We start from the raw sequence: 14,290 nt of genomic DNA on the forward strand, positions 1-14,290 counted from the left end.
GTGGAAGTGCAGTAATGCATTAAGCTAACCAGTACTAATTGCCCGTACGGCTTGTCCCTATAACCTTAGCAGGTACAGAGGATAAGACGGTACAACGTTGCGTGTGTGTTGATACCATTCATTACCCTTAATCTTTGCTTCTTCCGGATTCAGGCGTTGTCGTCCCACAGGAGACAAACGCCAGTACAAGTTATGCCTGATGACCATAGCAAGTTGGTCCCACCCCTTCCCATCCCGAACAGGACCGTGAAACAACTTTGCGCCGATGATAGTGCTGCAACCAGTGTGAAAGTAGGTTATCGTCAGGCTTGTTATTCGCAGTAGAGAAAAACCCCGCCAGCCATGGCGGGGTTTTTTTTCGTCTGGAGTTTGATCTGTGGCAATGTCGGATGACGCGCTTGCGCTAATCCGACCTACGCGAATCTGGGGTGAATGCAACAGCCGAAAAAAAAGGCAGCGCTGCGCGCTGCCTTTGTCATTTATCAACTCCATTAAAAGTGATAAGCGACTTTGACGTTCATGAAGTTGACGCCGCTATTCGGTTTCTTGTAGCCGCCGTTCGAGAAATGCTGGATCTTCGCAGCGACTTCCCATTTGTTATTGAAGACGTAGCCGACGCCGATATGGTCGCCGAACTGGAAGTGGGTCGACAGGCGGTTATCGTCGTTATCGTACAGCTTGGACAGCATGTGCACGCCAATGCCGCCTTCCGCATAAAAGCCCAGTTTGTTCGTGTTTTCAAAGCGGAACACGGGAGTAAAGCCCAGATCCCACAGTTTTTGATGCTGGCCAGGGACATTGCGATAGCTTTTGCCATCCCAACCGCCGATGCTGGCGTCCCAGTAACCGCTCAGCTGCGTGCCATTCGATACAAACCAGGCCTTGTCCCAGTTCGATGTCACGCCGGCGCGCAGCATTTGCACTTTGACGCCCTTGGCATATTCGCCGTAGACGGAGTCGATCAGTTTGTCGTCGGCGGCAAAGCCGGCGTTGGCGGCCATCAGCGCGGCAACGGCGGCGATGGATTTGAGGAGATTCTTCTTGAAGAACATAGGGGCTTTCATCGTAAAATTGGCCGTTAGGCTCGTCTTGTTTGTACAGGCACCTTGCTTTGCATGCCGCTCTCGCCACTTGTTGATCTCAGGGGTTCAATTGACATTCTCTACAAAAATCGCATTTCTTGGTATCGGTCTGATGGGGGATCCGATGGTCCGGTGCCTGCTACGCGCTGGATATTCTGTCACAATTTGGAATCGCACGCACAGCAAGGCCCAACTCCTGCGTGCGGCAGGGGCGCGGCCGGCCATTTCCGTGGCGGAGGCGGTCAGCGGTGCGGACGTGGTGATCTCGATGCTGGAGGCCGGTCCCATCGTGGCACAGGTGCTGCACGAGGCGCTGCCGGCCCTGCCCGCAGCAGTGGTGTGGATCGATATGAGTTCCACCAAGCAATCAGAAGCCCAGCAATTTCACGCCACCTTGCATGCTGCCGGCCATGCCTTCATCGATGCGCCCGTCTCGGGCGGCGTCGGTGGGGCGCAGGCGGGCACCCTGGCCATCATGGCTGGCGCCAGCAGCAGCGATTACGCACGTGTGGAAACTATCCTGGCCGTCATGGGCCGCCCGACCCTGGTGGGACCGGCCGGCAGTGGGCAAGTTGCCAAGCTGTGCAACCAGCTGATCGTGGGCGCCACCCTGACCATCGTGGCGGAAGCGTTGTTGCTGGCCCAGGCAGCTGGCGCCGATGCGGCTGCCGTCAGGGCGGCCATCCGCGGCGGTTTTGCCGAGAGCAAGATCTTGGATGTACATGGCCAACGCATGCTGGAACGAAATTTTGTTGCCGGTGGGCAGGTGAAAAGCCAGATCAAGGACATGCACAACATCCTCGCGGCGGCCGATGCAGCGCACCTCACCTTGCCGGTGACGCAACTGGTGACGCAGCGCTATGAAAGCATTGCCGAAACGTACTCGACGGCAGACCATGCGGCGGCCTTGCTGGCCCTGGAAGAACTGAATCCGGGCCAGCGCCTGGGCGATGGTCCGGATCAGCTGAGCTGATTCAAGCGACGGGCAGGCTCGCTTCGGCCAGCTTGACCCAGAAACTGGCGCCGATGGGCAGCAGATTGTCGTTGAAGTCGTAGCTGCCATTGTGCAAGACGCATGGCCCCAGGCCGTGGCCGCCATCGCGGTGCTCGCCATCGCCATTGCCGATGAAGATGTAGCAGCCGGCTTTTTCTTGCAGGAAGAAGGCAAAGTCTTCCGCACCCATGGTCGGTTCCACATTCGCGTTGACCTTGTCGGCCCCCACTACGCTTTTCATCACGTCGACGGCAAACGCCGTTTCTTTCGCGTGATTGACCAGGGGCGGATAGTTGCGCTTGAAGTGGAAATCGACTTCTGCGCCAAAGGCGGCGGCCGTGTGCACGGCGATGTCACGCATGCGCTCTTCGATCAGGTCCAGCACGGGCGTGGTGAAGGTGCGCACGGTGCCGACCAGGCTGGCGTCATCGGGGATCACATTGGTGGCGCTGCCCGCATGGATTTGCGTGATCGACAGCACGGCCGTGTCGAGCGGGCTCTTGTTGCGCGTGATGACGGTTTGCCAGCTTTGCGCGATTTGCACGGCCACCATCACGGGGTCGATGCCCTTGTGGGGCTGGGCCGCATGCGCGCCCTTGCCTTTGACGGTGACGTGGAATTCATTGCTGGAGGCCATCATCGGCCCTTCCACCACGCTCAGGGTGCCCGTTTCGGCGCCCGGCCAGTTGTGCATGCCGTAGATGGCATCCATGGGAAAGCGGGTAAACAAGCCGTCTTCGATCATTTCACGGGCGCCGGCACCGCCTTCTTCCGCCGGCTGGAAGACCAGGTAGACCGTGCCATCGAAGTTTCGATGCTGCGCCAGGTAATGGGCCGCGCCCAGCAGCATGGCCGTGTGGCCGTCGTGGCCGCAGGCGTGCATCTTGCCCGGGTGGCGCGACGCGTGTTCGAAGGTATTCATTTCCTGCATGGGCAAGGCATCCATGTCGGCGCGCAGGCCGATGGCGCGCCTGGACGTGCCATGCTGGATGATGCCGACCACGCCAGTGCGGCCCAGGCCGCGTACCACGGGAATGCCCCACTCCGTCAGTTTGGCGGCAACGACATCCGAGGTGCGCTGTTCTTCGTAGCACAGCTCGGGATGCGCGTGCAGGTCGCGGCGGATACCTTGCAGCTCGGATTGAAACGCCAAGATGGGATCAACTAGTTTCATCGGACTCTCCTGTGGATGCTGGCACGCAGCCACGTAGGGCGCGCCGCACCGCGCTTGTTTGATCAAAAACAGGCGCGGCTAATAATGCATTGTAGCCCTTGTTTGCCGGGTAAATCCAGCGCACGGACGTGCTTGCCATGGCGCCAACAGCAAGCGGGCGGAATGGTTTACAGTATCGCCTTCCCCCAACGTTTCTGGATTGCCCCATGACCACCACCCACGTGCGCGCGGCCTGCCCGCTCGACTGCCCTGATACTTGCGCCTTGCTGGTTACCGTGACCGATGGCGTGGCAACCGCCGTCAAGGGCGATCCGGACCATCCCACCACGGCTGGCGTGCTGTGCACCAAGGTGTCGCGCTTCACGGAACGCACCTACCATGCGGACCGGCTGCTGCATCCGCTGCGCCGCGTGGGCAAGAAGGGAGAAGGCAAGTTCGAGCGCATCAGCTGGGAGGAGGCATTGCAGACCATCGCCGCCCGACTGAAACCGATTGCCGCGCGCGATCCGCAGGCAATCTTGCCGTACAGCTACTGCGGCACCATGGGGCTGGTGCAGGGCGAGTCGATGTCGTCGCGTTTTTTTAATCAGCTCGGCGCTTCCTTGCTGGACCGCACCATTTGCGCCTCGGCCGGCGCCACGGGCTACCGCTACACGGTGGGTGCCAGCATCGGCACGGACCTGGAACAGTTTCAGAACGCCAAGTTGATCATCATCTGGGGCGGCAACCCGATCGCCTCGAACTTGCACTTCTGGATGCGTGCGCAAGAGGCCAAGCGCAATGGCGCCACGCTGATCGCCATCGATCCCTACCGTTCGCTGACGGCGGAAAAATGCCATCAGCACGTTGCCTTGCTGCCGGGCACCGATGCAGCGCTGGCACTGGGCTTGATGCATGTCCTGATTGTCGAAGACTGGCTCGATCATGACTATATCGAACGCTACACTGTGGGTTACGACGGCTTGAAACAGCGTGCGCTGGAATGGCCGCCCGAGCGCGTGGCCGAAGTCTGCGGCATCACGGCCACGGAAGTGGTGGAACTGGCGCGCCTGTACGGCCAGGCATGCCGCTCTGGCGAGGGGGCTGCCATCCGTGCCAATTACGGCGTGCAGCGCGTGCATGGGGGCGGCATGGCGGTGCGTAACATCGCCTGCCTGCCCGCCCTGACGGGCGCCTGGCGCCACCCTGCCGGCGGCATGCAGCTGTCGAGCTCGGGGTCTTTCCCCATCAACCGCAAGGCCCTGCAGCGCCCGGACTTGCTGAAAAGCACGCCGCGCACCATCAACATGAGCACCATCGGCGACGATCTGCTGAAAGCCAGCTCGCCCGACTTTGGCCCGCAGGTGGAAGCCGTGATCGTCTACAACTCGAATCCCCTGGCGGTGGCGCCCGATTCCTCGAAAGTGGCGCAGGGCTTTGCCCGCGAAGACTTGTTTACGGTCGTGCTAGAACATTTCCAGACCGATACCGTCGACTACGCCGACATCGTGCTGCCCGCCACCACGCAACTGGAACACGTCGATACGCATGCCACCTATGGCCACCTGTACATGATGGCGAACAACGCGGCCGTGGCACCGCTGGGCGAAGCGAAGGCGAATACGGAAATCTTCCGCCTGCTGGCGCAGCACATGGGCTTTGATGACCCGTGCTTCCAGGAAAGCGACGATGCGCTGGCCGCCAAGGCATTCGATGCGACGGATGCGCGCGCCGTGCATTTCGACTGGGAATCGCTGAAACGCGCGGGCTGGCAAAAGCTGGCCATGCCCGAGGCGCCGTTCGCCACGGGCGGTTTCCCCACGCCATCGGGCAAGTGCGAGTTTTATTCGCAAGCCATGGCGCTGGCGGGCCTCGATCCCCTGCCCACGTATATCGCACCGCATGAATCGCTGGCCAGCAATCCCGCACTGGCGGCCCGCTATCCGCTGGCCATGATTTCGCCGCCCGCGCGCAATTTCCTCAACTCCACCTTCGTCAACGTGAAAAGCCTGCGCGCGGCCGAAGGCGAGCCGCACCTCGATATCCACCCCGAGGATGGCGCTGCGCGCGGCATCGCGGCCGGCGACATGGTGCGCATCTTCAATGACCGCGGCAGCTTTGTTGCCAAGGCCAGGGTCACGGACAAGGCGAGACGGGGCCTGGTGGTGGGCTTGTCCGTGTGGTGGAAGAAACTGGCCAGCGATGGCAAGAATGCCAATGAAGTGACCAGCCAGCGCCTGACGGACATGGGCCGCGCGCCCACCTTCTACGATACGCTGGTCGAAGTCGAAAAGGCCGGCTGAGGTGAACGCGCTGGCGCGCTGGCCGGCCCGGCTGCTCGTCGGCAGCTTGTGCATGCTGCTGGGCGGCTGCACGCAGCTGCGCTACTACACGCAAGCGGCGCAGGGGCAATATGCCTTGTGGTCCGGCGCGCGGCCCATCGGCGACTGGCTCGATGATCCGGCCACCGAGCCGCGCCTGAAAGTGCGCCTGGCCAAGGCGCAGCAGATCCGCCGCTTTGCCGTCAGCGAGCTGGACTTGCCCGACAACGGCAGCTACAAGAACTACGCGGCCCTGCGGCGACCGTTTGTCCTGTGGAACGTGGTGGCCACGCCGGAACTGTCGCTGCAGCCGCTGCAATGGTGTTTTCCCATTGCCGGCTGCGTCAGCTATCGCGGCTATTACAGCAAGGAGGAGGCGCTCGCGTATGCCGAGGAGTTGCGGGCCCAGCATTACGACGTGCAGGTGGGCGGCGTGCCCGCGTATTCCACCCTGGGCTGGTTCGACGATCCCCTGCTGTCGACCTTTATCAATTACAACGATGCGGAACTGGCGCGCCTGATTTTCCATGAACTGGCGCACCAGGTGGTGTACGTGCCCGGCGATTCGGCCTTCAACGAGTCGTTTGCCGGCACGGTGGAAGAGGCGGGCGTGCAGCGCTGGCTGGCGCGCGAGGGCAATGATGCCACGCGTGCGTCGTATGCCCAGTACGCGGCGCGGCGCCAGGACTTTTTGGCCTTGCTGCTGGAATACCGGGGGCGACTGGAGGCCGTGTATGCCAGCGACGCCAGCGATGCGGACAAGCGTGCGCGCAAGGCGCAGGTGTTTTCGGCATTGCAAGATGCATATCAGGTACTGAAGCAGCACTGGGGTGGTTTCGCCGGTTACGACCGCTGGTTCGAGCAGCCATTGAGCAATGCACACCTGGCTTCCGTGTCTACCTACAATGAATTTTTACCTGCCTTCAAAAAATTGCTGGAAGAAAAAAAGAACTTTCGTGCTTTTTATGCTGCAGTGCACACAATGGCCCAGATGAATAAGCCTGAGCGCAGGCGTGCGCTGGAACAATTGTCCAGCCCCTGACCCGTAAAGATTGTCCTGCACGGCAGGGCAAACGATCCTGCAACAGCGTATTTATCATGCTGCAATGCAGCACAAAATACCCCTAGAGTTGCCGCTCGAATACTGTTGAAAGCGCTTGCATGGAAGCGCGGCGCCCGATAGCATCGCATTAGTAGCATAGAGCAAATGCTCGTCAGAATGCTCAAACTGACTGCCGGACGACAGAATCCGCAGCAATGATCCGCGCCGGCAGGGTGCGCCGGCTCCCCCACGATTATTCGAGACAAGAGGCACAGGATGGAAAAAATTTGGCTGAAGTCGTATCCTCCCGGCGTACCCGCCGACATCGATCCTGATCAATATCGTTCGCTGGTGCATTTGCTGGAAGAAGCGTTTCAGAAATATGCAGACCGCAATGCCTATGTCTGCATGGACAAATTTCTTACCTATGCCGAACTCGACACGTATTCGCGCCAGCTGGGTGCCTGGCTGCAAAGCCGCGGCCTGAAAAAAGGGGCCAGAGTTGCCCTGATGATGCCGAACGTGCTGCAGTATCCGGTGGCCCTGGCCGCCGTGCTGCGCGCCGGCTACACGGTGGTCAACGTCAACCCGCTGTACACGCCGCGCGAACTCGAGCACCAGCTCAACGATTCGGGCAGCGAAGCCATCATCGTGCTGGAAAACTTCGCCCATACCTTGGAGCAAGTGCTGGGCAAGACAGCCGTCAAGCACATCGTCGTCGCCAGCATGGGCGAAATGCTGGGCGGCTTGAAGGGCATGATCGTCAATTTTGTCGTGCGCAACGTCAAGAAGATGGTGCCCGCGTATTCCTTGCCGAACGCCATGCGTTTCAAGCAGGCGCTGGCGCTGGGCAGCCGCATGAAACTCACGCCGGTCGAGCTGAGCATCAACGACGCCGCTTTCCTGCAATACACGGGCGGCACCACGGGCGTGTCGAAGGGCGCGACCTTGAGCCACCGCAATGTGATCGCCAATGTGCTGCAAAGCGAAGCGTGGTCGGGCGCGGCGCTCGACCAGAACAGCCAGGAGCAGCTGATCATCGTCTGCGCCTTGCCGCTGTACCATATCTTTGCGCTGACGGCGTGCGCGATGTGGGGCACGCGCGTGGGCGCACTGAATATCCTGATCCCGAATCCGCGCGACATCCCCGGCCTGATCAAGGAACTGGGCAAGTACAAATTCAACTTGTTACCGGCGGTTAATACGCTGTATAACGCGCTGGTCAATCATCCCGATTTTGCCAAGCTCGATTTCTCGGGCTTGAAGATCGCCAATGGCGGCGGCATGGCGGTGCAGCAAGCCGTCAATGACAAGTGGCTGCAAGTGACGGGCGTGTCCATCATCGAAGGTTATGGCCTGTCGGAAACATCGCCCGTTGCCACCTGCAACCGCGCCGACAGCACGGCGTTCTCGGGCACCATCGGCTTGCCCGTGCCGTCGACCGATATCGCCATCCTCGACGATGACGGCAAGGAAGTGCCGCTGGGCCAGACGGGCGAGATCGGCATCCGCGGCCCGCAAGTGATGAGCGGCTACTGGAACCGTCCCGATGAAACGGCCAAGGTCATGACACCCGACGGTTACTTCAAATCGGGCGACGTGGGCATCATGGATGAGCGCGGCTACGTGAAGATCGTGGACCGCAAGAAAGACATGATTCTCGTCTCCGGCTTCAACGTCTATCCGAACGAAGTCGAAGCCGTCGTCGCGGCCCACCCGGGCGTGCTCGAGTGCGCCTGCGTGGGCGTGCCCGACGAGCATTCGGGCGAGGCCGTGAAAGTGTTTGTGGTGCGCAAGGACCCGAACCTGACCCAGGCAGTGCTGGCCGCGTATTGCAAGGAGCAATTCACGGGTTACAAGCGGCCGAAATACATCGAGTTCCGCGATGAACTGCCGAAGACCAATGTCGGCAAGATTTTGCGTCGCGCCCTGCGTGACGAAACGAAGACAGCAGCATAAACAGTGCCGGGGGCGCCCAAGGCTGCGCCCCCTTCAATACAGATAAAGATGAGGCAATTGATGGACAAGATTTGGTTGAAGTCGTACCCGGACAGCGTTCCCGCAGAGATCGACTGCACGCAGTACCGTTCCGTGACGCATTTGCTGGAAGAGTCGTTCCAGAAATATGCGGACCGCAACGCTTTCGTGTGCATGGATAAATTCCTTACCTACCGCGAGCTCGACAAGCTGTCGCAGCAGATGGGGGCCTGGCTGCAAAGCAAGGGGCTGCAAGCGGGCGCGCGCGTGGCGATCATGCTGCCGAACGTGCTGCAGTATCCGGTGGCGATGGCGGCGATCCTGCGCGCCGGCTACACCGTGGTCAACGTCAACCCGCTGTACACGCCGCGCGAACTGCAGCATCAGCTGATCGATTCGGGCAGCGAAACGATCATCGTGCTGGAAAACTTCGCCACCACGGTGGAGCAGGTGCTGCCGCACACCCAGGTCAAGCACGTGATCGTGGCCACCATGGGCGACTTGCTGGGCGGCTTGAAGGGCACGATCGTCAACTTCGTCGTGCGCAAGATCAAGAAAATGGTGCCCGCGTTTTCCCTGCCGAGCGCCATCGGTTTCAACAAGATGCTGGCCGAAGGCGCGCGCCTGACCTTGACGCCCGTGCAGCAGGGGCATGACGATATTGTCTTCCTGCAATACACGGGCGGCACGACGGGCGTGTCAAAGGGCGCGATGCTGTTGCACCGTAACGTGATCGCCAACGTGCTGCAAAACGAGGCGTGGATTTCGCCCGTGATGACCAAGGAAATGCGCGCCAGCTCGATGGGCTTCATGTGCGCCTTGCCCCTGTATCACATCTATTCGCTGACGGTCAGCGCCCTGATGGGCATGCGCGTGGGCGGCTTGAACGTGTTGATTCCCAACCCGCGCGACATCCCCGGCTTCGTCAAGGAATTGTCCAAGCACAAGATCGTCGTCTTCCCGGCCGTCAATACCCTGTACAACGCGCTGCTGAACAATGCCGACTTCGCCAAGCTCGATTTCTCCAGCTACAAAGTGTGCAATGGCGGCGGCATGGCCCTGCAGCGTAACGTGGCCGAGCGCTGGCTGAAACTGACGGGCTGCCCGCTGATCGAAGGCTATGGCATGTCGGAAACGTCGCCTGTCGTGACGGGCAACCGCGTCGATATCACGGAATTCACGGGCACCATCGGCTTGCCGTTCCCTTCGACGGAAGTGGCGATCCTCAACGACGATGGCGTGGAAGTGCCGCTGGGCGAACCGGGCGAGATCGCCGTGCGCGGTCCGCAAGTGATGGCCGGCTACTGGCAGCGTCCGGACGAGACGGCCAAGTCGATGACGGCCGACGGCTATTTCAAGACGGGCGACGTGGGCATCATGGACGAGCGCGGCTACGTGAAGATTGTCGACCGCAAGAAAGACATGATTATCGTGTCCGGCTTCAATGTGTATCCGAACGAAGTGGAAGACGTGGTCGCCTCGTGCCCGGGCGTGCTGGAATGCGCCTGCATCGGCGTGCCGGATGCCAACTCGGGCGAAGCCGTGAAAGTGTTTGTCGTGCGCAAGGACCCGAACCTGACGGTGGAACAGATCCGCGAGCATTGCAAGCATGAATTGACGGCGTACAAGAAGCCGAAATACATCGAGTTCCGCGATGAATTGCCGAAAACCAACGTTGGCAAGATCTTGCGCCGTCAATTGCGCGACGAAAAGAAAGCGGCTTGAATTTTATCTCTGCACGCCAGCCTTGCCGTCCTGCACGGTAAAGCTGGCCAGTGTCGCGATGGGGGACGCGCTGTCGCGCACATTCTCCAGGCCCTGGAACAGGGTCGTGGTTTTCTCTGGCGTGATGTTCAGCAACATGTAGCCGCGTTTGTCGCTGCGTCCGTAGCGGATGTGGGGATTCATCGCCACGTACTGGTCCGTGCGCGCCTGCGGGCGGGAACTCGAGGTGATGGAGGTACCGCAAAACTCGGTGGCCAGCACGGGATTATTCTTGCTGGCGGGGCGCATGGCGTTACGGCTCAGTTCCGTGGCATAAAAGGTGTGCACGTCGCCCGACAGCACCAGCGGATTGCGCGCGCCGCTGCTGCGCAGGGCGTCGAGCAGGTGCTGGCGTGCCATCGGATAGCCATCCCAGCCATCGGTCCAGATGCGTTCGTCGCCGGGCCGCACGATGGGCACCTGGCTCGATTGCGCCATCAGGGTTTGCTGGGCCAAAATATTCCAGTGCGCGGGAGAATTGTCGAGTCCCGCTTGTAGCCAGCGCTGCTGTTCTTCTCCCAGCATCGTGCGCTCCGGCTTGAGCAAGTCGGGGCAGCTGCGCGTGGTGACGGAATTGGAGCCGCCGCGGCCCGGCTTGGCGCACGCGTGGTAGGCACGGTATTGCCGGTCGTCCAGCACGTGGAAGCGCGCCAGGCGGCCCCAGTCGTAGCGCTGGTAGATGCGCATGTCGACAAACCCCCGCCGGCCCAGCGGCAGCAGGCGCAGCGGCATGTGTTCATAGAATGCCTGGTAGGCGGCTGCGCGGCGCTGCAAAAAGGTGGACGTGAGCAACTCGTCGCGGTCATTGCCATAATCGTTGGCCACTTCATGGTCATCCCAGGTGACGATCCACGGCGCGGCCAGGTGCGCGCCCTGCAAATCCCGGTCGCTCTTGTATTGCGCATAGCGGGCGCGGTATTCGTCCAGGGTAAAACTTTCATGCGTGCGCACGGCCCGGCTCGGGTGCTGCAGCTGGTACGGCCCCCATTCATAGATGTAGTCGCCGAGGAAGGCCACCAGGTCGGGCGCGGCCGCCGCGATATGCCGGTGCGCCGCGTAGGCGCCGAATTCCCAGTGCTGGCACGAGGCCACGGCCAGCTTCAGCGAAGCGGGCAGGGTATCGGCGGCGGGCGCCGTGCGCGTGCGGCCCACGGGACTGACGGCGTCGCCCAGCATGAAACGGTACCAGTACCAGCGCCCGGGCGCCAGGCCTGCCACGTCCACATGCACGCTGTGCGCGAGGGCGGGCGTGGCCGTGGCTTGCCCCTTGGCGACGATGCGCCGGAACGCTTCGTCGTCCGCCACTTCCCAGCGCACGCTCAAGGCGATGGCGGGCGTGGCGGCGGCGTGCAGCGGATCGTGGCAGATGCGCGTCCACAGCACGACGGCATCGGGCAGGGGCGAGCCGGAAGCGACGCCCAGCGCAAATGGATAAGCCGCGCCATTGAGGCGCGCGGCCGCGCGCGCGCCGGAACCGGACAGCACGCTGCCGGCGGCGGCCAGGGACGCTATGCGGGCCGCGCTTTGCAGGAAGACGCGGCGCTGGCTATCCATGCCGTCTGAAAATACAACGCGGGATTATTGTGACAGCAGGGTTTCGATGGGCGGCACCTTGCGCGGCTTGCGGTCGGAATCGGTCGCCACATAGATCAGGGTGGCTTCCGTGACTTTCACGATGCACGCCTGCAGGCGGTTGCGCTCGGCATACACTTCCACGTTGACGGTGATCGAAGTATTGCCGACCTTGACGATTTCGGCGTAGAAGGAGAGCAGATCGCCGACGAAAACGGGGTTTTTGAAGACGAAGGAGTTGACGGCAATGGTGGCGACACGGCCGTTGGCGCGCCGCGTGGCCGGCAGGGAGCCGGCGATATCGACTTGCGCCATGATCCAGCCGCCGAACACGTCGCCGTACACATTGGCGTCGGACGGCGCTGGCATCATGCGCAATTCCGGCATTTTTCCGGCTGGGAGGCCGGAGGCGAGGCAGTTATCAGGGCGGTCGGGGGAGGTGCTCATCTTTTATTCTCATGAAAGGCTACAATTGCCCCGATTGAACCATAAAAAGCCGACCTTCGCCATGCGCCGTTCCCAGACTCCCCCTCCGCCCCGCTCGCCAGCCTCCGCCAGCCACAGCGATTTCGCCACCATCAAGACCTTGCTGCCGTATCTGTGGGTCTACAAATGGCGGGTGCTGCTGGCGCTGCTATGCCTGGTGGGCGCCAAGCTGGCCAACGTGGGCGTGCCCCTGATCCTGAAAAAACTCGTCGATGCCATGACCATCACGGCGGCCCATCCGCAAGCGCTGCTGGTGCTGCCCGTGGGCTTGCTGGTGGCGTATGGCTTGCTGCGCCTGTCGACCACCCTGTTTACGGAATTGCGCGAATTCCTGTTCGCCCGCGTCACGCAGCGGGCCGTGCGCACCATCGCCCTGCAAGTGTTCCGCCACCTGCATGCCTTGTCCCTGCGTTTCCACTTGAACCGGCAAACGGGCGGCATGACGCGCGACATCGAACGGGGCACGCGCAGCGTGGGCTCGCTCATTTCCTACACCCTGTTCAACATCTTGCCGACCCTGGTGGAAATCACCCTCGTGCTCGGTTATCTGGTCTTGCATTACGACATCTGGTTCACCGTCATCACGGCCGTGGCGCTGGTGTCCTACATCGCGTTTACCGTGCTGGTGACGAATTGGCGCACGCATTTCCGCCGCACCATGAACGACCTCGATTCGAAGGCAAATACCAAGGCCATCGATTCGCTGATCAACTATGAAACCGTGAAATATTTCGGCAACGAGGATTACGAGGCCAAGCGCTACGACGAGGGTTTGCAGCGCTACGAGTCGGCGGCCGTGAAATCGCAGACGTCCTTGTCCCTGCTCAATACGGGCCAGTCCTTGATCATCGCCACGGCCGTCACCTTAATCCTGTGGCGCGCCACGGTGGGCGTGATCGCCGGCACGATGACCCTGGGCGACCTGGTGCTGGTGAACGCCTTCATGATCCAGCTGTACATTCCCCTCAATTTTTTAGGGGTCATCTACCGCGAAATCAAGCAAAGCCTGGCCGACATGGAGCGTTTGTTTTCCTTGCTGAACGAGAACCGCGAAATCGCCGATACGCCGCAAGCAAAACCGCTCGTCACGCGGGGCGCGGCCGTGCGTTTTGCGCACGTGGACTTCAGCTATGAAGCCAAGCGGCAAATCCTGTTCGATGTGGATTTCCAGATTCCGGCCGGCACCACGACGGCCGTGGTGGGCCATAGCGGCTCGGGCAAGTCGACCCTGTCGCGTTTGCTGTTCCGTTTCTATGAAGTCGATGGCGGCGGCATCACCATCGATGGCCAGGACTTGCGCGCCGTCACGCAGGATTCCCTGCGCGCGGCCATCGGCATCGTGCCGCAGGATACGGTGCTGTTCAACGACACCATCGAATACAACATCGCCTACGGCAAGCCGGGCGCCAGCAAGGACGCCATCGTGGCGGCGGCGAAAGCGGCATCGATCCATGATTTTATTGAAAGCTTGCCTGATGGCTACAATTCCATGGTGGGCGAGCGGGGCTTGAAGCTGTCGGGTGGCGAAAAGCAGCGCGTGGCCATCGCCCGCACCTTGCTGAAGGACCCGGCCATCCTGATCTTCGACGAGGCCACGTCGGCGCTCGATTCGAAGGCCGAGCAGGCGATCCAGTCGCAATTGAAGGAGATCGCCAAAAACCGCACCACCCTGGTCATTGCCCACCGGCTGTCGACGGTGGCCGACGCCCAGCAAATCCTGGTGCTCGACCATGGACGCATCGTCGAGCGGGGCACGCATCCGCAGTTGCTGGCTGCGGACGGCCTGTATGCGCAGATGTGGCAACGCCAGCAGGCAAATCTGGACGATGAGGGGGAAGAGGACGAGGCGCTGGCGGGCCTGGCGCCAGCAAAATAAATCGGGAATGGGAAATCAGTAGG

General features: G+C 61.4%; 10 protein-coding genes and 1 rRNA gene. 7 read left to right on the forward strand and 4 right to left on the reverse strand.

The genetic code is table 11. The features are described from left to right. Positions 1 to 195: 195 nt before the first annotated feature. Positions 196 to 308, forward strand: a 5S ribosomal RNA gene (gene rrf, locus GCN74_RS00010). 183 nt (positions 309 to 491) lie between these two features. Here the strand turns inward: rrf and GCN74_RS00015 are convergent. Beyond that, on the reverse strand, positions 492 to 1,064 hold the full coding sequence (locus GCN74_RS00015) for an acyloxyacyl hydrolase (RefSeq protein ID WP_226938789.1): 573 nt from the start codon (positions 1,062 to 1,064) through the stop codon (positions 492 to 494). 88 nt (positions 1,065 to 1,152) lie between these two features. Here GCN74_RS00015 and GCN74_RS00020 point away from each other — a divergent pair, with 88 nt between their 5' ends. Further along, complete coding sequence (locus GCN74_RS00020) at positions 1,153 to 2,055, forward strand: NAD(P)-dependent oxidoreductase (RefSeq protein WP_226938790.1); 903 nt, start codon at positions 1,153 to 1,155, stop codon at positions 2,053 to 2,055. Between the two features lies 1 nt (position 2,056). Here GCN74_RS00020 and GCN74_RS00025 read toward each other — a convergent pair whose 3' ends face one another. Beyond that, the gene (locus tag GCN74_RS00025; protein WP_152254761.1) at positions 2,057 to 3,250 is read right to left on the reverse strand and encodes a M20 aminoacylase family protein; all 1,194 of its coding nucleotides are present in this window, start codon (positions 3,248 to 3,250) and stop codon (positions 2,057 to 2,059) included. A 206-nt stretch (positions 3,251 to 3,456) separates the two neighbouring features. Here GCN74_RS00025 and GCN74_RS00030 point away from each other — a divergent pair, with 206 nt between their 5' ends. The 4 genes from GCN74_RS00030 to GCN74_RS00045 all read left to right on the forward strand — a co-directional run bounded on the left by GCN74_RS00030 (position 3,457) and on the right by GCN74_RS00045 (position 10,294). After that, on the forward strand, positions 3,457 to 5,532 hold the full coding sequence (locus GCN74_RS00030) for a molybdopterin-dependent oxidoreductase (protein WP_152254762.1): 2,076 nt from the start codon (positions 3,457 to 3,459) through the stop codon (positions 5,530 to 5,532). A gap of 52 nt (positions 5,533 to 5,584) precedes the next feature. Continuing rightward, positions 5,585 to 6,592: an aminopeptidase gene (locus GCN74_RS00035; RefSeq protein ID WP_152255122.1), complete on the forward strand. Its 1,008-nt coding sequence runs from the start codon at positions 5,585 to 5,587 to the stop codon at positions 6,590 to 6,592. Between the two features lie 276 nt (positions 6,593 to 6,868). Then, positions 6,869 to 8,551 carry a long-chain fatty acid--CoA ligase gene (locus tag GCN74_RS00040; protein ID WP_152254763.1) on the forward strand — a complete coding sequence of 561 codons (1,683 nt, stop codon included), beginning with the start codon at positions 6,869 to 6,871 and terminating at the stop codon, positions 8,549 to 8,551. Positions 8,552 to 8,611: 60 nt separating this feature from the next. Continuing rightward, positions 8,612 to 10,294, forward strand: a complete 1,683-nt coding sequence (locus GCN74_RS00045; RefSeq protein WP_152254764.1) for a long-chain-fatty-acid--CoA ligase — start codon at positions 8,612 to 8,614, stop codon at positions 10,292 to 10,294. Between the two features lie 3 nt (positions 10,295 to 10,297). On the opposite strand, the gene GCN74_RS00050 is transcribed toward GCN74_RS00045, so the two are convergent. Together GCN74_RS00050 and GCN74_RS00055 are read right to left on the reverse strand one after the other, a co-directional pair. Beyond that, positions 10,298 to 11,887: an alkaline phosphatase D family protein gene (locus GCN74_RS00050; RefSeq protein WP_152254765.1), complete on the reverse strand. Its 1,590-nt coding sequence runs from the start codon at positions 11,885 to 11,887 to the stop codon at positions 10,298 to 10,300. A 24-nt stretch (positions 11,888 to 11,911) separates the two neighbouring features. Next, positions 11,912 to 12,277, reverse strand: a complete 366-nt coding sequence (locus GCN74_RS00055) for an acyl-CoA thioesterase (RefSeq protein ID WP_226938791.1) — start codon at positions 12,275 to 12,277, stop codon at positions 11,912 to 11,914. Positions 12,278 to 12,413: 136 nt separating this feature from the next. Here GCN74_RS00055 and GCN74_RS00060 point away from each other — a divergent pair, with 136 nt between their 5' ends. Continuing rightward, the gene (locus GCN74_RS00060; protein WP_152254766.1) at positions 12,414 to 14,267 is read left to right on the forward strand and encodes an ABCB family ABC transporter ATP-binding protein/permease; all 1,854 of its coding nucleotides are present in this window, start codon (positions 12,414 to 12,416) and stop codon (positions 14,265 to 14,267) included. The last annotated feature ends 23 nt before the right edge of the window (positions 14,268 to 14,290 follow it).

It is taken from the genome of Janthinobacterium sp. FT14W, from assembly GCF_009208755.1.
Classification (GTDB): Bacteria; Pseudomonadota; Gammaproteobacteria; order Burkholderiales; family Burkholderiaceae_D; genus Janthinobacterium; species Janthinobacterium violaceinigrum.